Origin of the sequence: Flagellimonas meridianipacifica, from assembly GCF_003001695.1 — a bacterium.
GTDB lineage: Bacteria > Bacteroidota > Bacteroidia > Flavobacteriales > Flavobacteriaceae > Flagellimonas > Flagellimonas meridianipacifica.
In genome coordinates, this window is the sequence record NZ_PVYX01000001.1 from 965,140 (window position 1) to 983,904 (window position 18,765).

The window sequence follows — 18,765 nt, forward strand, 5'->3', positions numbered from 1 at the left end:
ATGAAAAGGACACTATTTTATTTTTTAGGCGTTTTCTCAGGTATTGTGTCTCTTATGGGGCAATCCCACCCTGGATATTGGCAACAAGAAGTGGATTACACCATGGAAGTGGACATGGATGTGAATACTTATCAATATACTGGGACCCAAAAATTGGTCTACACCAATAATTCCCCAGATGTACTCAATCGGGTTTTTTATCATTTATATTACAATGCTTTCCAACCAGGAAGTGAAATGGACATACGGTTGCAGAGCATAAAAGATCCTGATGGTAGGATGATGGAAGACGGGAAAAGTCGAATAGCATCCCTATCTGAAAGCGAAATGGGCTACTTACATGCCATTTCATTAAAACAAGACGGAAAGACCGTCAGCTTCAATGAAGAAGGCACCATTTTAGTCGTGGATTTGGCCACTCCCATTCAACCAGGTGGGAAAACGACCTTAGATATGGAATTTAGAGGTCAAGTGCCATTACAAATACGACGTTCTGGACGAAATAGTAAAGAAGGGGTGGCACTTTCAATGAGCCAGTGGTATCCCAAACTTTCGGAATACGATGTGGAAGGTTGGCATCCCAACCCGTACATTGCCAGGGAGTTTCACGGAGTGTGGGGTAATTTTGATGTGAAACTGACCATTGACAAAAATTACACTGTTGGAGGTTCTGGGTACCTTCAAAATCCACAAGAAATTGGACATGGGTACGAGGCTCCAGGTACTGAAGTAAAGACCAAAGGAAAAACGTTGACTTGGCATTTTGTGGCTCCCAATGTTCACGACTTTATGTGGGCCGCCGACCCTGAATACGTTCATGACGTTGTAGAGATGGAAGATGGCCCCACTTTACACTTTTTCTATAAAAACGATCCCGAAATCCAAGAAAATTGGAAAAATCTTCAGCCCAAAACAGAAGAGACCATGCGTTTCTTCAGTGATAACATTGGTAAATATCCATATGAACAATATTCCGTAGTACAAGGTGGGGATGGCGGTATGGAGTATGCAATGAGTACACTTATTACTGGGAAAAGACAGTTTTCAAGTTTAGTGGGTGTTATGGTCCATGAAATGGCCCACTCCTGGTTCCAGCATGTTTTGGCTACCAACGAATCGAAATATGAATGGATGGATGAGGGTTTCACATCCTTCATTAGTAGTCTTTGTATGAATAAAATTATGGGTCAAAACAAAGACAACCCTTTTGAGGGTTCTTACAAGAGTTACTATGCTTTGGTAAACTCTGGATTGGAATTGCCACAAACCACTCATGCCGACCGCTATGCCACGAATTTTGCCTATGGAGTGGCCGCATACAGCAAAGGGTCCATTTTTCTTTCTCAATTAGGATATGTTATTGGACAAGATAAATTGTTGGAAACTGTCAAAAAATATTTCGAGGACTTTAAGTTCAAACACCCTGTTCCGAACGATATTAAGCGCACTGCGGAAAAGGTTTCCGGAATGCAATTGGACTGGTATTTAACAGACTGGACACAAACTACCAACACCATCGATTATGCCATTAAAAGTGTAGAATCCAGTGGAAATTCTACCAAAGTTGTTCTTGAGCGCATAGGTCTTATGCCCATGCCGTTGGATATTTTAGTGGTAGGGAAAGACGGAGCCAACGAAACCTATTATGTCCCTCTACAAATAATGCGTGGTGAAAAGGACAACCCTTATCCTCAATTCAAACGCACAATAGCAAAAGATTGGGCTTGGGCGTATCCCACCTATGAACTAGTTCTTGACAGGTCTTTGGATTCCATTGAGGCCATAGCTTTGGACCCATCACAATTAATGGCCGATATCGACAAACAAAACAACGTCTTTCAGGTCGCCGAATAAGAACCGAGAGTCGTTACTCTTCTTCCTATATTTGGTGCATTTAAGAATTGAATGTAACTCATTTCTAAATGTACTTGAACGGATTATGGGCTCCATGAAGAAGGAACATACTTTTGGTCAAAAAGAAAGGCTAAAAAGCAAAAAAGCTTTTGATTCCCTTTTTTCCGAAGGCAAGGTCCTTAAGGTTTATCCATTACAGCTGCGATATCTCCCAACCAACTTTAACGATGGCTCACAGATAAAGGTGGCTGTGGTTGCGCCAAAACGAAAGTTCAAAAAGGCCTTTCAAAGAAACCGGATAAAACGGCTGCTGCGAGAAGCTTACCGGGCAAACAAATCCCTTGTTTTTAACAACATAGAGGGAAACTTTGCGTTGCTATTTTTATATATTGGACACGATATGCCTTCTTTTTCGGAAGCTGAGGCGGCCATGAAAGAGCTTCTACAGAATTTTATAAAACTGGACCTCCATGAAAAGAGTAGTTAAAAAAAAGATTGTTCTTCCTTTGATTGCCATTGCATTTCTTGTGGTAGGAAGCAGCTTCAAAAGTGACTTTTTCGAAATTGCCAAGCAGATTGAAATTTTTACTACGCTCTTTAAAGAGCTCAACATGAACTATGTTGATGAGACCAATCCTGCAGAGCTTATGGATTCTGCCATAAAAAATATGCTGGATGAGCTCGACCCGTACACAACGTTTTTAAATGAACAGGATGTGGAAGCCTTTCGTATAAACAACGCTGGAGAATATTCCGGGATTGGCGCGTTGGTTCGTTCTTATGAAAGCAAGTTGTTGATAATTGAACCCTACGAAGGATACCCTGCAGATAAAGCTGGTCTTAAGGCTGGTGATGAAATTATAAAAATTGGTGAAACGCTAGTCTCCGACTTTGATGACAATGCCAGTGAATTGCTTAAAGGAGCTAATGGTACCAGTGTGGACATAACTTTTGTACGTCAAGGAGAGACTAAAAAGGCTACTTTGAACCGTGAAGGTGTAGAGGTTGACGCAGTCCCATATTATGGAATGGTTGACGATAAAACCGGGTATATCGTTCTCTCCCGATTCAATAGAAAAGCCTCTGGTCAAACCAAATCTGCCATGCAAGACTTGAAAGGACAGGGAATGGAACGCTTGATTCTTGATCTAAGAGGAAATCCTGGTGGCCTTCTTACAGAAGCCATAAACGTAACTAATTTGTTTGTGCCCAAAGATGAATTGATAGTAACCACAAAATCCAAAGTCAAAAAATTCAACCAACAATACAAAACCAAAAAGCAACCAGAAGATCTTGATATTCCTTTGGTGGTATTGGTTGATGGGGGCAGTGCCTCAGCAAGTGAAATTGTTTCAGGTGGCCTTCAAGATTTGGATAGGGCCGTGGTAATGGGTGCCCGTAGTTTTGGAAAAGGCCTCGTGCAACGCCCTCTAAAACTTACTTATGGCACACAATTGAAAGTGACTATTTCCCGTTACTACACCCCTTCTGGAAGATGTATACAAGCCCTAGACTATTGGAACAGGGATAATGAAGGAAACGCAATTCGCAACACTAAATTTCAGGAATTCACTACTCGAAATGGTAGAAAAGTCCAAGACGGTGGAGGCGTAATGCCAGATGTGGAAATATCCACCCTAAAATCCAATACTTTGCTAGATGCGCTCAAAAGTAATTTGTTGGTTTTTGATTTTGCCACCGATTTCTACTATGACCATTCATTTGACACTGTAGATTCCTTCACTTTTTCCGATTCGGATTTTGAAAGCTTCAAAAAATACGCCCAAGAACAAGATTTCTCTTTTCAAACCAAAACGGAAACCTTGCTTGAAAAATCCATCAACTCGGAAGAGCATTTATTGGGCCCGGATGTCCAGAGTAAATACAAAGACCTTTTATTGGCTGTAAACCAAGGCAAAATAACTGCTCTCGATTCCTTTGAAGCGGAAATAAAAAAGAACCTTGAAGACGAAATCATCAAGCGTTACTTTTACCGAAAAGGTCTTTATGACTATTATTTGAACCATGATGAGGCCATATTGGCCGCAACAGAACTTCTGTCAGATACCTCTAAGTACAGCAATATCCTCAACTAATAGGTCGTGCTGATTAAATATCTTCTTTTGTATACTTGTCTTGTGTTGACAATTTCAACCCAAGCACAAGAAGTATACGAAAAAGGCAAAATACTGGATTCTATTCCTGTATCTGGCACAACAGATGAGAGTTTTGCGCTGTATATACCCAATGGATTCAAAGAAAATGAACTCAGTTCCATTGTTTTTATTTTTGAGCCCGCTGCAAGGTCTGTGATAGGAATTCGCCCTTTCATTCCGGCGGCAGAAAAATACAATCATATTCTGGTCTGTTCAAACAATTCAAGAAACAGTAGTTATGACCGTAATTTTGGCATAGCCAATAATTTGTTCGCACATATTTTTTCCCATTTCAATATCAAGGAAGATGAAATGTACCTTTCCGGCTTTTCGGGAGGTTCGCGAGTAGCTTGTGCCATAGCTTCATTGAGCAATCAATTTGCCGGAGTTGTAGCCTGTGGTGCTGGTTTCCCGAGCGTGCCCGACTATAAGCCCAGTATACAGAAGTATGCTTATGTGGGGCTAGTTGGGGATAGGGACATGAATTACAAGGAAATGTTGAAAAATAAAGATTTCCTTCAATTTTTGAAGTTCAACAATACCCTTATTACATACAAAGGCGAGCATTCTTGGCCCGCACCCGAACAAATCTCGCAAGCATTTGATTGGCTTTATCTTCAAAAACTGAAAAAGGCACCATCAAAAGAGGCTGACGAAATAAAAAACCTTTATCTAAAAGCTTATAAAAGAATTGAAGAATTCAAAGCCCGCAATGAGCTCTTACGTGCTTCGGAACAATATGAAAGAACCATCAAAACCTTCCAAGATTTTGTTTCTTTAGATACCTTGATGCAACAACATCAAAAGTTATTGGCCACCAAAGCTTATAAAAAGCAGGCAACTTCCTTTTCCAATGTTCTGAAGCAGGAAGAAAAAATTGCAAATAAGCTTAAGTCTCGTATGACATCTGATTTCGAGAATCCAAAAGAAACCAATTTTGGTTGGTGGGAAAAAGAACTGGCCAAATTGGATGTACTTGAAGAAAAGGGAGACACCAACACAAAAGACATGGTATACCGCATAAAATTTGATGTCTTTGCAAGAGCCTACTCTCGTAAAAACACTTTGCTCTATGAAGAAAATCCAGAACAAACCGCTTTGGCTGAACAGTTTATAAAATTAGTTTACCCAAAGACTGAATAGAAACCAAAACGGGATTTGACTTAAACAACATGATTCGGATAGTATACACTTGGCATGTTGAGCCAGAAAAAATGAATCTTTTCATTGAGACATGGAAAAAAACTACCAACACAATCCATCAACAAATAAAAGGCGCTAAAGGTAGCTTTATGATTCAAAACAATAATAATATCCGAGAAATAAAAACAGTGGCTCGATGGGACTCTCTAGAACACTGGGAGAGTTTTTGGCAGGGCAACGGAAAAACAAAAATGGGGTCAATGCATGAGTTAGGACATCGTGTTTCTGTAGAGGTTTTTAAAGAAATTGATGATTTTACTAGATAGTATCTTGCGTGTTGGTTCTCAAGAGTAATACTTTACCCATTCACGAGATAGGATTCAGGAATGGGATATTCTGGACTCTCCCCCATCCAAAAAATACTGACAATGTACCATCGGTCCTTGCCTTTCAACAATTGAATACTGTTGATTCCTCTGGCAAATGGTTTGTCATCATTCTTATTTCGGCGAGATTCATAGGTGGAGAACACATGGGCTATCGTTCCATATTTTTCAACCCTTCGGGCCACTTCCACTTCAAAAAAACCATCTTTTTCCAGATTACTTCCAGCTTTGTTGATGTAATCTTCCAAACTCCAATATCTATATCCCACATCTCCAGTTTGCGCATTTTTACCTGACGGCATTAGCACTGCTTCCGGGATAAACAAACTGCGCATTCTATCCCAGTCCCGTTTTTCACCTGCCGGGCCAGAAATAACATCATAAACCGCAGCGATTATAGCATCAATGGATGCTACGTCATTTGGGTCTCCGCTTGGAAGTTCTTGTGATTGGACCGAACCCAAAAAGAACAATACGACAATAGTGGCTATAAATTTCTTCATTCTAAAAGGTTATTTGTTGCGTGTTAAAAGTCTCTAACTTTCTGAAGTTAAGAAATTTGATGATATGAAGGCTTACCCTTAATTCTAAACGACACCCTGAGTGTACTACGCCAAAAAGTGTAACTTTCCTACTTGGATAAACCAAATGATTATGAAAGAGCAATCCCTAAAAGATAAAACCACAGAGAAATTGCAATCGGAATTGAAAACCATTAAGTCTATTACCGGTGTTCTAATTGGTGTTCTCATAGTATTGTTCTCTGTAATTATTTATGGTCTTCTCACCAAAGAGAACAATTCCTCGTTTATTGCTTTAATCGCAGTTGGTATTTCTTGTTGTGGTGTTTTGCCACTTCAGTTTACAAACATGAAAAAAATAAAGTCAGAACTTGACTCTAGAAATAAGGATAACTAAATCAAATATGAACGAAAAACTAAAACCAATCAAAATCATACACATTGGATTATGTGTTGGGGTCACTTTGGCCTATTTTTTTTTGGGAGACCTACAGACTCTTGAATTCCTTAACGTGCCTAATATAGATTCAAACACGGTAATTTATCTTCTCATTGGCGTTTCTGCTATTTTTTTGGGAAATATGGTTTATAAACAACAATTAAAGGTTGTGGATGCCAAGCTTAGTTTGGAAGAAAGGGTAGGCACCTATCAGACGGCAAATATTATTCGTTGGGCCCTGCTTGAGGGCGCTGCGTTTCTGATTCTAATTCTAAAAAAAGAGCTGCTGGTAATCGGATTGTTTCTTATTCTGTATATGATTTTCACCAAGCCTTCTTTAGAAGGCATGAAACGAGATTTTGCCCAAGTAGGCAAATAAATATTTGGATGAAGCGAATCAATGTAAAAAAAGGGGAGATACTTCAAAAAAAGGGAGAACTTGATAGTAAGGTATACCACGTGGTTTCTGGGCTTTTGAGAAGCTACACCTTAGATGAAAAGGGAAGGGAGCATATTTTCATGTTTGCCCCGGAAAACTGGACCATTGGCGATAACTTGCCAAAAGACGTTCCTTGCGAACTTTACATTGATGCCTTGGAAGATTCTGATGTCCGTGTCCTACAAAAAGATATTAAGCGGGAAGCAAAGAATATTGGGGCGTTTCTCAAGCGGCTTTCTGTTTTGCAAAAACGTATTATAATGCTCATGAGTGCTTCTGCCCTTGACCGCTTTGAACATTTTGAAAAAACCTATCCTGATATTATTCAGCGTGTACCTCAAAAAATGATAGCTTCCTATTTGGGAATTGCGCCAGAAACCTTGAGCAAAATAAAACGAGAACGGTATGAATAATCGGGATATTCATTTCTTAATCTAGGTTAATGGATTCTTCATCTGTAAATGGGATATTGGTCGGATATCCTAATACTTCTTCCATGAAAAATCTCTCCATCTTTTTAAAAACCGCAGCCATTTTATGGATTATTTGGGGCCTGGTACACATTTTTGCAGGGGCAATGACCATGAAAGGTGTGCTTACGGACGACATAGCAGCCTCTATCAGCGGAATTGCTGATGCCATAGAGCCCGAAACCCTAGAAATGGACTATCCAAAAGCCGCAGGAGCCATTATTGGGCAACATGGGTTCAACTTGTTTTGGATAGGTCTGGTAACCTTCATCTGCGCTTTCTATATCTGGAAAGGAAACAAAAATGCCATTTTTTTGGCGGCCATTACAGGTGGGTTGGCCGATTTGGGTTACTTTTTGTTTTTAGATCTTGGGGGGTACGTAAAATTTATGCCTGGTACCGTTATGACCTTGGTATCGTCTTTGGCCATTATCACTAGTTTTTACGCCCATTTTAAAAAAACCAAATAACGGAGGCTGTAACATTTGAGACTTGGACTAATCTTTTAGTTAAATCTCAAAGTTATGCGGCGTATTATCTTATTGATTGGTATTCTTTTTCTTTTCTCATGTCAAAAGAAGAAATCCGCCTCCTTTGACAAAGAAGGGACCTGGCAGGCCATTGGCTATGGAAGAATTCTTCATATAGATAAAGATTCCTTTTCTTTTTATGATACCTCTTCTATCTCTTGCTTGCCCCTTCAAAAAGGAAACATGGATTCATTTGGAAATAATCTAACGCTAAGAAACGACACTTTGGTCCAACGGAAGGGCACCGGGATTTATGAGTATACACGACTGGATAAAATGCCAAATATATGTACGGACCTCTTATCAGACTCTAAAAGAAATGATCCAGTTTATAATTTTGAGGTATATGCCGAAGCCATTAAGAACAACTATGCCTATTTTGAAGACAATCAAATAAATTGGGATAGTTTATATACAGCAAACCAAAAGAAAATTTCCGCTAGCACGAGAGACTTGGACCTCTATTTGGTAATGGAAGAAATCATGTCAGTACTGAAAGACAATCATGGGTATATTGAGCCTACAAATGAAGTGTATGAACAAGCATCTGCTTTAGACAAGGACGCGGCTTCTCAAACCGAGGAGGATACACTACCTGAATATGGGGACTTTCAGATGGCTAAATTAGTTTCGGATACTTTCCTTGACGAGGATTTGACTGTTGATTCTCCAATAGTTACTTGGGGTAAATTGAAAGGAAATATAGGATATATCCACGTAAAAAGCATGTGGTTATTCGCAGACCTCAACCTTCCTGATTCTTTGGTGCAGAAAAACGGATACATAAGCACATATGTGGATGCATTTGCCCAAATGAACGAGGCAGAGTACATTGAGAAAGAGCGAATTGGTGCCTCCAATACCATAGACCGTGTCATGCAAGACCTGCAAAGCACGGATTCCCTTATAATTGATGTTCGTTTTAATGGCGGAGGACAAGATGTGGTAAGTTTGGAAATACTAAAACGGTTCAACGACCAGCGAAAAAAGGTGGCCAGTAAAAAAACCAAAACTCATGATGGATTTACCCCTGAAATTTCCATTTATATGGAAGCAACCGAAAACGCCTACCTAAAACCTGTGTTTCTCCTTACTTCACAGCAATCGGCCAGTGCTACCGATTTTTTTGTGATGGCCTCAAAGGTGCTTCCACATATTACACGAATAGGTTCCAGAAGTCAGGGGGCGTTGTCCGATGCTTTGGAAAAACCGCTCCCCAACGGATGGTCATTCGCAATTTCCAATGAAGTTTACTACGACATCGATGGCATTTGTTATGAATCCATAGGAATTCCTCCTCATTATGAGTTGAATTATCCAGAAGACCGACAACCATTTTTTAGACGAGTTGCCCAAAATCTTGAGCAAGACAAAGAAATGATTCTAAGCGCAATGAAGGATTTTAAAAGATAGTTTTAAAGGCGTCTTGTTAAAAAGTTAGCTTTTGATTCGCGCCCATAATTTAGTCACAAACGCTACTTTTGAACATGCGACAGTTGACAGTTTGTGAACTTTTTGCCGGAGTAGGGGGTTTTAGACTAGGTCTTGAAAACACCAAAAAATTCAAGGTGGTCTGGAGTAATCAATGGGAGCCTTCCACCAAAACACAGCATGCTTCACGAGTATACGAAGCTCGTTTTGGGACTGAAAATCATTCTAACATCAACATTGAAGATGTCCCCACCTCTGACATTCCCAATCATGATATTATGGTGGGTGGGTTTCCTTGTCAGGATTATTCGGTGGCCACAAGTCTGAAGAACTCAAAAGGCCTTATTGGAAAAAAGGGGGTGCTTTGGTGGTCCATCCATCGTATTCTTTCCGAAAAAGAAAACAAACCTAAATACCTGCTTTTTGAAAATGTAGATCGTTTGCTTAAATCGCCTTCCATACAAAGAGGACGAGATTTTGCAGTGATGCTTAAATCTTTGAACGATTTGGGCTACGCGGTAGAATGGCGTGTAATCAATGCCGCAGATTATGGTATGCCGCAGCGTCGCAGGCGAGTTTTCTTTATTGGATATCATAAATCTTCTCCTGTTTATGAATCACTAAATACCCAGAATCCACAGGAGTGGTTGTTGGCCAATGGTACTTTTGCTACGTCTTTTCCAGCAAATATGCAGGCCGCTACCTCATCCTTCCTCTTGAAAGAAGATTTAATTTCCATTTCAAAAACCTTCAACAATGAAAAAGGGCTTTCGCCTTTTTATAATACGGGCCTCTGTATCAATAATAGAGTACATACCTTAAAAACAGTACCAGATTATGATGGGAACCGTGTAGTTCTATCGGATATCCTTGAAAATGAAACTATAGATTCCGAGTACTATCTTTCAGAAACAGACATCCCTAAATGGAGCTATTTAAAGGGTGCCAAAAAAGAAATCCGCAAAACTCGAGATGGTTTTGCATACCACTATAGCGAGGGAAGCATGGTCTTCCCAGATGCTCTTAATCAACCTTCCAGAACAATTATAACCGGAGAGGGTGGCAAATCCCCTTCACGGTTTAAGCACGTAGTCCAAACCTCCTTGGGATTGCGAAGACTCACTCCCGTAGAATTGGAACGATTGAACATGTTTCCCGAAAATCACACACAGTTGGAAGGTATTTCCAATACGAAAAGAGCCTTTTTTATGGGCAACGCTTTAGTGGTGGGTATAGTGGAACAACTGGGTAACGCCCTGTTCCAGAAAATCAATGCCCTTGAAAAGCAGCTTCAAAACTGATTTGGCCAAAGAGAAAAAACTTACCCCTCTTTTGGATTCTTATTATCAAAAGCACTTGACGTCATACGAATTTGAACGTATGCATGATTTAAATAGACAACAACAAGGGATAGACCTTATTTTGACTCATAAAAAAACCGGGGAAACCTATTTCGTTGATGAAAAAGCTCAACTGGACTACATTAACGAATCACTGCCCACGTTTGCTTTCGAAATTCTCTATATGAAGAATCATGTCGAAAAAATGGGATGGTTCCTTGATACCCAAAAGCAAACGCAATTTTACGCCTTGGTCACCAGCATCTTTTCTGATGAAACCAATGTATTTACCTCTTGCAACATCACCTTTGTTAATCGGGAAAAACTAATACAGTTTTTGGCTGCTCGTGGATTGACTTCTGAACGAATGCAGGAATTGGCACGTTCACAACCTAGTTTTCACGGTAAAATGCAATTAAACCATCTTGAACCCTATACTGAAGGTTGTCTCTTTTTTTCTAATAAAAACAAAGCGGAAAGTCCTGTCAACTTAATCTTAAAGTTGGATTTTTTGCGTGCAATTGGGGTTGGGAAACTATTGTACTAGCGGAAATGCTGATTTTATTTTCTAGCCTACTATTTAGCTTAATCTTATCTATTCCCTAACCATCCTCACATGCGGAATTCCATCTTCCAAATACTCTTCGCCTCGTTCCACAAAGCCAAGTTCAGTATAGAATTTTTTTAAATAGGTCTGCGCGGAGAGCTCAATCGGTCCTTTAGGAAAGCTTTTTTTGATTTCGGCAAGCGTTGCCTCCATAATTTCTTTTCCATATCCATATTGTCTTTCCTCATTTCTAACCACTACCCTGCCAATACTCGTATGTTCAAAGTAGTCCCCCGGTTTAAACATTCGGGTATAGGCTACTATTTTCCCTTCTTTCATTCCCAATAGATGAATCGCTTCTTGGTCTTTGTAGTCCACGTCTTGATAGGCGCATTCTTGCTCCAATACAAAAACTTCGCAACGTAATGCTAGAATAGCATAAAGCTCGTCTTTAGTAAGTTCTGTAAATGTTTTGATATGGACCTTCATCAATCTTGTACAATTACATTTTTAGAGTCACATTTATCATATTCTGGTTGTATGTTCACATGGTTGATACCATGGCGATGGTACACATGTTCCTCTATCTGTTCCAAAATAACGTCAAATTCAGAGAGCTTAATATCCTCCATAAAATCTATGTGCGCTTCCATATGAATTTCTTCCTCATTCAATTGCCAGATATGTACGTGGTGTACGTTTTTCACTGCTTCCAGTTCACAAATGGAATTTACTATCTCCTGTACTTCAATGGATTTTGGAGTAAACAGCATCAACACTTTTGTGGATTCCTTCAATAAATCATATCCCATATAAACCAAATACATGCCAATGACCATGGTCAACACCGCATCCACCCAATATATCTGGAAGAATTTCATCAAAATACCCCCTATCAAAACGGCAATTGAAGCCATCATATCGGTTAACAAATGAAGATAGGCAGACTTCATGTTCATATTACTACTGGAATCTTTTTTAAGCAATAAGACACTTAGTCCATTTGCAACAATCCCAATGAAAGACATAATAATTACCAGATTTGAACCTATTTCCTGAGGTTCCATCAACCGCTTTACGGCCTCAATCATTAAAAAAATTGCGACGACCACTAAAGTGGACGCATTGATGAAAGCCGCCAATATTTCAGCACGCTTGTAACCAAATGTTCTGTCTATGCTAGCCTTCCTTTTGGCTAATTTGGTAGCTACATAACTAATTATAAGTGAAAGAACATCGCTGAAATTATGAAGCGCATCAGATAACAATGCCAAACTTCCAGAGATTACACCTCCAATAACTTGGGCAACCGTAATTACAACATTGAGAACTATGGAAATTAAGAGGTTTCTTCCTTTTAGATTGGCGTGGTCGTGATGATGACCATTATGGTGATGGTGATGGTCCACAGTCTAACCTCTTTAAGTGCAAGGTACTTTTTCTATTCGTCGTTCATGTCTACCCCCTTCAAATTTAGTGTTAAGAAAGGTCTCTACCATTTCAAGTGCTTGCGGCAGTGCAACGAATCGCGCAGGAAGACTTAGGATGTTTGCATCATTGTGTTCTCTCGCCAAAGCAACGATTTCTTTGTTCCAACAAAGTGCACCACGTATCTTTTGATGTTTGTTAATCGTCATGCTTGCACCATTTCCTGTCCCGCAAATCACTATGCCCATGTCTGCTTCACCATTTTCAACATCCTTTGCCACAGGATGTGCAAAATCTGGATAATCCACACTGTCCGTTCCATCTGTCCCATAGTTTGTTACCTCAATATCCTTTGACTTTAATAGCCCAACTATAGCAAGCTTATATTCCGTTCCGGCGTGGTCGTTTCCTATGGCAATTTTCATCACATGTATCCTTTAATGGTCCTAAAACAAAAGTACGATTCTTTTCTATCCTTCATGTTCATAAAACTTTTTCAAAACATGTAATGCATTCAAAACCAGTTATTTTACAAAAATTACTTTTTGTTGATCTTTTGAAGAAAACTACAAGGAATTAAATTTTGTTTTTAGCTGAATTATTTTTATTACGAAATAGCTCTTAAACTTTACGTAATATTCGATTAATATTTAATCAACATATTTCAGTAAAAAACACGGAGTAATTAACATTAAATCAATTATTAATTTTCAATAAATCAATGTTGATATGTGTTATCAATATTCGTGGAGAAAAAATCTAAAAGCTTGATTTTTAATTTTTTCATAAGCTGAAAAATTGTGTACAAAAATATTTATATGTTCAAAGCAAACTTTCTTCAAAAAAATTATTTCACATTTCAACATGCTATCATAATCTCAATAAATTTTAATTTAAAAAAAAGAAAAAAGGATAATTCTATTTGATGTTAATAAAAGATGTTCTTTTTGGGCAATCTATCTTAAGGTAGATCTGTAAATGATTATAATTCGTATTTTTCACAAAACATGATGGTTAATGTCGAAAAAAAAGAAAAGGGCTAGAAGCCAAAGGAAGAATGAGATAACCAAAGGTATTTTTACAGTTTTAGAAAAAGAACCTTCCAAAAGTTTTAACTACAAACAAATAGCCGCTAAGCTTGGGATAAATGAAACACGTGATCGCAACGACCTCATAAAAAGATTGGGTCAGTTACGGGCAAGTGAACGAATAATAGAAGTTGAACGCGGTAAATTCCAGAAAAAGCCTTCTCTAAATACATACTACAAAGGCCTTATTGATGTAACCACTAGCGGTAATGCCTATGTGATGGTAGATGAACTGGATGAGGATATTTTTGTCCCTTTCAATAGATTGAACAAAGCTTTTCACGGGGATACGGTTGAGGTCTTTATGAAACCAAAGCGAAATGGAAAGAAACCTGAAGGGGAAATTTCCAGTGTTTTGGAACGTAAAAAGAAAACCTACGTCGGTATCGTAGACAAACAAAAAACGTTTGCTTTTGTCCGACCAACGGACCCAAAAATGTATACGGATATTTTCATCCCTATTGAGAAATTAAAAAAAGCCGAAGATGGGGATAAGGTTTTGGTTCATCTGGAAAATTGGCCGGAAGATGCCGATTCCCCTTTCGGGATAGTTTCCGAAGTTCTTGGAAAACCAGGAGAGCACCAAACGGAAATTCATGCCATATTGGCCGAATATGGATTACCCTATGCGTTTCCGTATGAGGTAGAACAATTTGCAAATACATTGGATACTTCAATTAAGAAGGAAGAAATCGCCAAGCGAAGGGATATGAGAGAGGTGTTAACCTTTACTATTGATCCTAAGGATGCTAAGGACTTTGATGACGCACTCTCTTTCCAAAAATTGGAGAATGGAAATTTTGAGATAGGAATCCATATCGCAGATGTGTCCCATTATTTGGAACCCAACACAGTTTTGGATGATGAGGCCTATGAGCGGGCAACTTCTGTGTATTTAGTGGACAGAGTGGTGCCCATGCTTCCAGAGATTCTATCAAATGGCGCATGTTCACTTAGACCCAACGAAGAAAAATATACGTTCTCGGCTGTTTTTGAAATGGACGGGAAGGCGAATTTGATAAACCAATGGTTTGGAAGGACCGTAATCAACTCAAATGAACGGTTTGCTTATGAAGAAGCCCAACATATCATAGAAACCAAATCTGATGAAATTCCAAAGGATATTTCTATCAGGAAAGGAGTGTATAGTGTGGACGAGGATGTTATTGAGGCGATTCTCAAGTTTGATGAACTGGCTAAAATAATGCGCAGACAACGCATGGATGAAGGTGCTATTTCTTTTGATAAAATAGAGGTTCGGTTTAATCTAACGGAAGATAACCAACCGGCTGGGGTATTTTTTAAAGAATCAAAAGATGCCAACAAATTGATAGAGGAGTTCATGTTGTTGGCCAATAGGAAAGTTGCTGAATTTATAGGAAAACAAAAGAAAACCTTTGTTTATCGAATCCATGATGAGCCCGATGAAGAGAAGTTGTTGGCCTTAAATGGAGTGATATCAAGATTTGGTCACAGCATCAACCTAAGGGACAAAAAAAGCCTGAACAGTTCTTTGAATCAGCTTTTAAAGGATGTAAAAGGAAAAAAGGAACAGAACTTAGTGGATACTTTGACCATTAGAAGTATGAGCAAGGCTATCTATACAACTGAAAATATTGGTCACTACGGATTGGGATTTGAATATTACACACATTTTACGTCGCCCATACGTCGCTATCCTGATGTAATGGTGCACAGACTACTCCAAAAGTATTTGGATAGGGAAAAGGCACCAAAAGCTGAAATCTACGAGCAGAAATGTAAGCACTCCTCAGATATGGAATTGTTGGCAGCAAGTGCAGAACGGGATTCTATAAAATACATGCAGATAAAATTTATGGAAAACCACAAGGACCAAGAGTTTTTAGGTGTCATTTCGGGGGTTACCGAATGGGGGATTTACGTTGAAATTATTGAGAACAAATGCGAAGGAATGGTCCGGATTAGAGATATTAAGGATGACTACTATATTTTTGACGAAAGACAATATGCAATAGTTGGGGAGCGAAGAAAAAAAATGTACCAATTGGGAGATGAAGTTTGGGTAATGGTAAAGGATACTGATTTGGTAAAGAGACATTTGGATTTTTCTCTTCTAGGGAAAAAAGAATAGAATTTGTTGGAATAACTGCTAATTTTCAACACATGAAAACACTAAAAAGTATTTTAATCTTTCTCATGATTTTGGGTGTACGGGCCCAAGAAGGTACTATTACTAAGGAGTTGAATACATTTTCTGAAGTTAAGGCCTTTGATGGTTTGTCAGTAAAACTGATTAAGTCAAATGAAAATAAGGCAATAGTCAAAGGAGCGAATACAAATAAGGTAGCTATTGTAAACAATGGAGGGGTTCTAAAACTTCGGATGGAAATCGACAAAATTTTTAGTGGATATAGAACTTTTGTGGAGCTCTACCATTCTGGAGAATTAAAGGTTTTGGATACGAATGAGGATGCAAGGATTTCTTCAGGGGATACTTTTGAACAAGGTGTTCTTGAGTTGAAAGCACAAGAAGGAGGAGAACTTGAAATTAACTGTCAAGTGGAACAGCTCCTTATAAAGTCTGTAACAGGAGGAGATGTTGTTGCCAAGGGATTTTCTAAAAATCAAGATATTATTATAAACACGGGCGGTACGTATAATGGTAAGGAATTCAAAACGGAGTTTACCACAATTTCTGTTAATGCAGGGGGAAGAGCTAGTATTTACGCTACCGAATATGTTAAGGCTACGGTCAAGGCCGGGGGTGAAGTAGAAGTGTATGGTGACCCTTTGAAAATGGATGAAAAAACCGTGTTTGGTGGTAAAGTAAAACGGATGTAAGTAAGATGATTGAGGATATTCAAACAGCAATTCCTTTAGGTTTTTTCCTAAGTTTTGTAATAGGCCCTGTTTTCTTTGTCCTATTGGAAACGAGTGCTACCAAGGGTTTTAGAGCTGCTTTGAGCTTTGATATTGGAGTTATTGTTGCTGATATCGTATTCTTGGTGATAGCCTATTTCAGTAGTTTTCAATTACTGGAAAACCTAAGTAACCAGCCTGGACTGTTTGTTTTTGGTGGGATGATATTGCTGGTTTATGGCATTGTCATATTCGTAAGAAAGGAAACAAAGAAAAAACCTGGACTAAAAATTAAGAAGGGTACTTACTTAGGATTGTTGGTAAAGGGTTTTCTATTGAATTTCATCAATATTGGCGTGTTGGCTTTTTGGTTGGGAATGATGGTTATTGTAGGGCCTAGTTTAGATAACGATGCCAACCGTATGGCCATCTTTTTTGGAACTGTACTGGTTACTTACTTTACCACAGATTTGATTAAAATCTTATTGGCGAAACAATTGAAGCGCTACCTTACCGAAGAAAGAATTGTACTCTTGAAAAAGGGTTTGGGTATTATTTTGATGGTTTGTGGTATTGTGTTGATAAGCAAGGGATTCCTTCCGAAGGATAAATTCAATATTCAAGATGGGCTTGAACGTATAAGTGAATAAAAAAAGCCGGTTAAAAAACCGGCCTTTTTGAGGCATCGAGCGGATTCGAACCGCTGTACAAGCTTTTGCAGAGCTGTGCCTAGCCACTCGGCCACGATGCCAATGGTTGGCAAAGCTAAAAATATTTTACGAATCTATCTTTATCGTACATTCTCAATTTTTACGGAAACACTCTCCACATCACCTCCAATAGGTGGGTTTATTTTGGAGACCGATATCTCGACCTTATCTACTAATAGCAACTCATCTAGAATACGCGAAGAGATTCTTTGAGCAACGTGCTCCAATAGTTTGGAACGGATGGACATTTCTTCCTTAACGATATTGTTCAGATGGACATAATCCACTGTTTCAGAAAGCCTATCGGAAAGAGAAGGTTTTTTCAAATTCGCCCAAACTACCATATCAACTCGGTAATCACTCCCTATTAGCCCTTCTTCTCTCAGGCAGCCATGATTGGCATGTACACGAATGTTGTTGAGACTGATGCTTCCCACTTGCAAAGTTCTTTAAAGTGGGCGCTAAATTAATCAAATTAATACGTACAACGACAGTTGCTCAATCCTTGGAACAAATCCATTCCTACAGTCAATACATGAGTTCCGGTACTATAACCTAAAATCTCATTGGTGATGACCTGGTATGAATATCCAAAATAGAAGTTGTTTTTCTTCAAACCGGCAATTGGAGCTATGTACAAAGGTTCTCCCAATTGATCATTCAAGAAACGATATGTGACACCCAAATAGTAATAGTCTTCAAAATCATGAAAACGGAATTTGGCATTAAGATCGGTAACGGAACGGCCATCATTTTCAAACCACTGGAAGAAAACAGAAGGCTCAACCTCTAATTTGCTGTTTTTGTTCTTCATGAAACTATAGCCGGTGAACACATAATAGTTCCTCAAAGTATTTGGCTCAAATACTGGGTTGAATTGCGTCAAATCCTTATTCAACAAATTTGAAGCATTTAAAGCAAAGTAAAATTTATCATATCTGTATAGTACACCAATATCAAAATTGTGGTTGGTTGTGGCTCTATCATCTGTGGGAAGCTGACCATTAAACTCTGTGAAGTTTTCCACATCTATCCTAAACTGGTTAAAATTATATGAAATACCAAAGGACAAGAAAATATCATCATATCTGTTCAAGGTTAAGTGGTGGGCGAAGGACACCCGAGAACCCCTTTGCTTGGTTTCCCCGTTGCTATCATTGTAGAGAAGCATTCCTATTCCAGAACGATTACCCACCCTGGCATCTGCTGCCAAAGTTTGGGTATCCGGAGCGTCTTCAATGCCTACCCATTGCGTAAGCCCGTTTAACCTAACTTTAATATGGTCACCTATACCTGCATATGTTGGAGACATTATGAAGGGGTTGTCCGCAATGTATTGTGACAGCTGCGGTATGGTCAGCTCCTGACTTCTGCCTGAAAAGGCCAGAAAGAGGATTAAAATTGGGGTGCAGAGTTTTTTAAACATGATTTAGTAGGTTAAG

The 18,765-nt window shown here is 38.9% G+C and carries 21 protein-coding genes and 1 tRNA gene; 15 read left to right on the forward strand and 7 right to left on the reverse strand.

Annotated elements, in window-relative coordinates:
• The 5 genes from CLV81_RS04320 to CLV81_RS04340 all read left to right on the forward strand — a co-directional run bounded on the left by CLV81_RS04320 (position 1) and on the right by CLV81_RS04340 (position 5,479).
• Positions 1-1,854 carry a M1 family metallopeptidase gene (locus tag CLV81_RS04320; protein ID WP_106143818.1) on the forward strand — a complete coding sequence of 618 codons (1,854 nt, stop codon included), beginning with the start codon at positions 1-3 and terminating at the stop codon, positions 1,852-1,854.
• Positions 1,855-1,948: 94 nt separating this feature from the next.
• A complete protein-coding gene (gene rnpA / locus CLV81_RS04325; protein ID WP_245911916.1) occupies positions 1,949-2,341 on the forward strand; it encodes a ribonuclease P protein component in 393 nt (130 codons plus the stop codon).
• Positions 2,325-3,950 carry a S41 family peptidase gene (locus CLV81_RS04330; RefSeq protein WP_106143820.1) on the forward strand — a complete coding sequence of 542 codons (1,626 nt, stop codon included), beginning with the start codon at positions 2,325-2,327 and terminating at the stop codon, positions 3,948-3,950. The genes rnpA and CLV81_RS04330 overlap by 17 nt, the downstream gene beginning before the upstream one ends.
• A 42-nt stretch (positions 3,951-3,992) precedes the next feature.
• Complete coding sequence (locus tag CLV81_RS04335) at positions 3,993-5,153, forward strand: alpha/beta hydrolase (protein WP_106143821.1); 1,161 nt, start codon at positions 3,993-3,995, stop codon at positions 5,151-5,153.
• 29 nt (positions 5,154-5,182) lie between these two features.
• Complete coding sequence (locus CLV81_RS04340) at positions 5,183-5,479, forward strand: antibiotic biosynthesis monooxygenase (RefSeq protein ID WP_106143822.1); 297 nt, start codon at positions 5,183-5,185, stop codon at positions 5,477-5,479.
• Positions 5,480-5,511: 32 nt separating this feature from the next.
• On the opposite strand, the gene CLV81_RS04345 is transcribed toward CLV81_RS04340, so the two are convergent.
• Positions 5,512-6,042, reverse strand: a complete 531-nt coding sequence (locus tag CLV81_RS04345; RefSeq protein WP_170068323.1) for a Cif family virulence factor — start codon at positions 6,040-6,042, stop codon at positions 5,512-5,514.
• Between the two features lie 151 nt (positions 6,043-6,193).
• Here CLV81_RS04345 and CLV81_RS04350 point away from each other — a divergent pair, with 151 nt between their 5' ends.
• From CLV81_RS04350 to CLV81_RS04380, 7 genes are all read left to right on the forward strand, one after another.
• The gene (locus tag CLV81_RS04350) at positions 6,194-6,457 is read left to right on the forward strand and encodes a hypothetical protein (protein ID WP_106143823.1); all 264 of its coding nucleotides are present in this window, start codon (positions 6,194-6,196) and stop codon (positions 6,455-6,457) included.
• A 7-nt stretch (positions 6,458-6,464) separates the two neighbouring features.
• Positions 6,465-6,878 carry an MFS transporter gene (locus CLV81_RS04355; RefSeq protein ID WP_106143824.1) on the forward strand — a complete coding sequence of 138 codons (414 nt, stop codon included), beginning with the start codon at positions 6,465-6,467 and terminating at the stop codon, positions 6,876-6,878.
• 8 nt (positions 6,879-6,886) lie between these two features.
• Positions 6,887-7,351 (forward strand): Crp/Fnr family transcriptional regulator, encoded by a 465-nt coding sequence (locus CLV81_RS04360; RefSeq protein ID WP_106143825.1) that lies wholly within the window; start codon positions 6,887-6,889, stop codon positions 7,349-7,351.
• A 29-nt stretch (positions 7,352-7,380) separates the two neighbouring features.
• On the forward strand, positions 7,381-7,878 hold the full coding sequence (locus CLV81_RS04365) for a hypothetical protein (RefSeq protein WP_211297985.1): 498 nt from the start codon (positions 7,381-7,383) through the stop codon (positions 7,876-7,878).
• Positions 7,879-7,932: 54 nt separating this feature from the next.
• A complete protein-coding gene (locus tag CLV81_RS04370) occupies positions 7,933-9,351 on the forward strand; it encodes a S41 family peptidase (protein WP_106143826.1) in 1,419 nt (472 codons plus the stop codon).
• Positions 9,352-9,425: 74 nt separating this feature from the next.
• Positions 9,426-10,670, forward strand: coding sequence for a DNA (cytosine-5-)-methyltransferase (gene dcm / locus CLV81_RS04375; protein WP_106143827.1), 1,245 nt, complete (start codon positions 9,426-9,428; stop codon positions 10,668-10,670).
• On the forward strand, positions 10,642-11,256 hold the full coding sequence (locus CLV81_RS04380; RefSeq protein WP_106143828.1) for a hypothetical protein: 615 nt from the start codon (positions 10,642-10,644) through the stop codon (positions 11,254-11,256). Before dcm ends, CLV81_RS04380 begins: the two co-directional genes overlap by 29 nt.
• A 48-nt stretch (positions 11,257-11,304) precedes the next feature.
• On the opposite strand, the gene CLV81_RS04385 is transcribed toward CLV81_RS04380, so the two are convergent.
• Genes CLV81_RS04385 through rpiB form a run of 3 tightly spaced genes read right to left on the reverse strand, consistent with a single transcriptional unit; the run spans position 11,305 to position 13,109 of the window.
• Positions 11,305-11,745, reverse strand: a complete 441-nt coding sequence (locus tag CLV81_RS04385) for a GNAT family N-acetyltransferase (protein ID WP_106143829.1) — start codon at positions 11,743-11,745, stop codon at positions 11,305-11,307.
• The gene (locus tag CLV81_RS04390) at positions 11,745-12,665 is read right to left on the reverse strand and encodes a cation diffusion facilitator family transporter (protein ID WP_106143830.1); all 921 of its coding nucleotides are present in this window, start codon (positions 12,663-12,665) and stop codon (positions 11,745-11,747) included. Before CLV81_RS04390 ends, CLV81_RS04385 begins: the two co-directional genes overlap by 1 nt.
• 12 nt (positions 12,666-12,677) lie before the next feature.
• Positions 12,678-13,109: a ribose 5-phosphate isomerase B gene (gene rpiB, locus CLV81_RS04395; RefSeq protein ID WP_106143831.1), complete on the reverse strand. Its 432-nt coding sequence runs from the start codon at positions 13,107-13,109 to the stop codon at positions 12,678-12,680.
• A gap of 592 nt (positions 13,110-13,701) precedes the next feature.
• Between rpiB and rnr the strand changes: the two genes are divergently transcribed.
• From rnr to CLV81_RS04410, 3 genes are read left to right on the forward strand one after another with little or no spacing between them, the layout of a single operon-like run.
• A complete protein-coding gene (rnr, locus tag CLV81_RS04400; RefSeq protein ID WP_106143832.1) occupies positions 13,702-15,885 on the forward strand; it encodes a ribonuclease R in 2,184 nt (727 codons plus the stop codon).
• Positions 15,886-15,917: 32 nt separating this feature from the next.
• Positions 15,918-16,595, forward strand: a complete 678-nt coding sequence (locus CLV81_RS04405; protein WP_106143833.1) for a head GIN domain-containing protein — start codon at positions 15,918-15,920, stop codon at positions 16,593-16,595.
• A 5-nt stretch (positions 16,596-16,600) separates the two neighbouring features.
• The gene (locus CLV81_RS04410) at positions 16,601-17,263 is read left to right on the forward strand and encodes a LysE family translocator (protein WP_106143834.1); all 663 of its coding nucleotides are present in this window, start codon (positions 16,601-16,603) and stop codon (positions 17,261-17,263) included.
• A gap of 30 nt (positions 17,264-17,293) precedes the next feature.
• Here CLV81_RS04410 and CLV81_RS04415 read toward each other — a convergent pair.
• The 3 genes from CLV81_RS04415 to CLV81_RS04425 form a co-directional block, all read right to left on the reverse strand.
• A tRNA-Cys gene (locus CLV81_RS04415) sits at positions 17,294-17,364 on the reverse strand.
• 39 nt (positions 17,365-17,403) lie between these two features.
• Positions 17,404-17,760, reverse strand: coding sequence for a dihydroneopterin aldolase (folB, locus tag CLV81_RS04420; RefSeq protein WP_106144903.1), 357 nt, complete (start codon positions 17,758-17,760; stop codon positions 17,404-17,406).
• 38 nt (positions 17,761-17,798) lie between these two features.
• Positions 17,799-18,749 carry a PorP/SprF family type IX secretion system membrane protein gene (locus CLV81_RS04425; protein ID WP_106143835.1) on the reverse strand — a complete coding sequence of 317 codons (951 nt, stop codon included), beginning with the start codon at positions 18,747-18,749 and terminating at the stop codon, positions 17,799-17,801.
• Positions 18,750-18,765: the final 16 nt, after the last annotated feature.

Excerpts from the sequence above, each read along its gene's own strand:
- CLV81_RS04355 (WP_106143824.1), top strand. The coding sequence starts at position 6,465 with ATGAACGAAAAACTAAAACCAATCAAAATCATACACATTGGATTATGT.
- CLV81_RS04340 (WP_106143822.1), top strand. The coding sequence starts at position 5,183 with ATGATTCGGATAGTATACACTTGGCATGTTGAGCCAGAAAAAATGAAT.
- CLV81_RS04370 (WP_106143826.1), top strand. The coding sequence starts at position 7,933 with ATGCGGCGTATTATCTTATTGATTGGTATTCTTTTTCTTTTCTCATGT.
- CLV81_RS04345 (WP_170068323.1), bottom strand. The coding sequence starts at position 6,042 with ATGAAGAAATTTATAGCCACTATTGTCGTATTGTTCTTTTTGGGTTCG.
- CLV81_RS04405 (WP_106143833.1), top strand. The coding sequence starts at position 15,918 with ATGAAAACACTAAAAAGTATTTTAATCTTTCTCATGATTTTGGGTGTA.
- rpiB (WP_106143831.1), bottom strand. The coding sequence starts at position 13,109 with ATGAAAATTGCCATAGGAAACGACCACGCCGGAACGGAATATAAGCTT.
- CLV81_RS04380 (WP_106143828.1), top strand. The coding sequence starts at position 10,642 with ATGCCCTTGAAAAGCAGCTTCAAAACTGATTTGGCCAAAGAGAAAAAA.
- CLV81_RS04410 (WP_106143834.1), top strand. The coding sequence starts at position 16,601 with ATGATTGAGGATATTCAAACAGCAATTCCTTTAGGTTTTTTCCTAAGT.
- dcm (WP_106143827.1), top strand. The coding sequence starts at position 9,426 with ATGCGACAGTTGACAGTTTGTGAACTTTTTGCCGGAGTAGGGGGTTTT.
- CLV81_RS04365 (WP_211297985.1), top strand. The coding sequence starts at position 7,381 with ATGGATTCTTCATCTGTAAATGGGATATTGGTCGGATATCCTAATACT.
- rnr (WP_106143832.1), top strand. The coding sequence starts at position 13,702 with ATGTCGAAAAAAAAGAAAAGGGCTAGAAGCCAAAGGAAGAATGAGATA.
- CLV81_RS04320 (WP_106143818.1), top strand. The coding sequence starts at position 1 with ATGAAAAGGACACTATTTTATTTTTTAGGCGTTTTCTCAGGTATTGTG.
- CLV81_RS04360 (WP_106143825.1), top strand. The coding sequence starts at position 6,887 with ATGAAGCGAATCAATGTAAAAAAAGGGGAGATACTTCAAAAAAAGGGA.
- CLV81_RS04425 (WP_106143835.1), bottom strand. The coding sequence starts at position 18,749 with ATGTTTAAAAAACTCTGCACCCCAATTTTAATCCTCTTTCTGGCCTTT.
- CLV81_RS04330 (WP_106143820.1), top strand. The coding sequence starts at position 2,325 with ATGAAAAGAGTAGTTAAAAAAAAGATTGTTCTTCCTTTGATTGCCATT.
- CLV81_RS04350 (WP_106143823.1), top strand. The coding sequence starts at position 6,194 with ATGAAAGAGCAATCCCTAAAAGATAAAACCACAGAGAAATTGCAATCG.
- rnpA (WP_245911916.1), top strand. The coding sequence starts at position 1,949 with ATGAAGAAGGAACATACTTTTGGTCAAAAAGAAAGGCTAAAAAGCAAA.
- CLV81_RS04385 (WP_106143829.1), bottom strand. The coding sequence starts at position 11,745 with ATGAAGGTCCATATCAAAACATTTACAGAACTTACTAAAGACGAGCTT.